Source organism: Candidatus Nitrosotalea sp. FS, from assembly GCF_011319475.1.
Taxonomy (GTDB): Archaea; Thermoproteota; Nitrososphaeria; order Nitrososphaerales; family Nitrosopumilaceae; genus Nitrosotalea.
On sequence record NZ_RCMC01000060.1, the window covers coordinates 1 to 653 of the forward strand.

Genomic DNA, 653 nt, shown 5'->3' on the forward strand with positions numbered 1-653 from the left:
TTCATTATCAAACCGGCTATTACACCACCAACTATTGGTCCTACCCAATACATCCAATGATAATCCCAAAAGCCAGAAATCAATGCAGGGCCAAATGTTCTTGCAGGATTCATGCTGGCCCCAGTTAATGGAACACCAATTACGTNTCAAGAAATATTATACCACCTATTGCAAATCCATACAAGCCTGCAGCTGCTTTTTTATGTAATACAGTCATGAAAATAGTTGCCACCAAGAAGAATGTAAGAATAATTTCTACTGCAAGTCCAGAAGTCACACTATTTCCAATCAGAGCACTTGGGCCTGTTTGAACCCCGTATTTGACCTGTTCGCTCATTGGTAATATGGCCTTGTTTGCAGCGGCTGCTACCACGGCTCCAATTAATTGGAATACGATATACGCAATAGCCTCCTTGACACTGATTCTTTTTGTAGCAAGAAATGACAAAGTTACTGCCGGATTAAAATGACCACCTGACACGTGACCAAATGCATACACCATCAACCCTATTGCAGCTCCATGAGCAAATGCTATCATCAGTATTGCTTGAGGAGTTAGCTGTCCGTTTCCAAAAGCTATAACGGATAATGTAATTGATATGGGTCCAAAGAACACTAGACAAAATGTACCTATAGATTCTGCAAGCCATGCA

General features: G+C 41.1%; 1 protein-coding gene and 1 pseudogene. Both read right to left on the bottom strand.

What is annotated here, in order from left to right:
* Positions 1-145 (bottom strand): aquaporin (locus tag DYY66_RS13850; protein ID WP_255496013.1); only part of this gene is annotated, 145 nt, incomplete at both ends.
* Between the two features lies 1 nt (position 146).
* A pseudogene (locus DYY66_RS13855) lies at positions 147-616 on the bottom strand (aquaporin); the annotation flags it as partial.
* Positions 617-653: the final 37 nt, after the last annotated feature.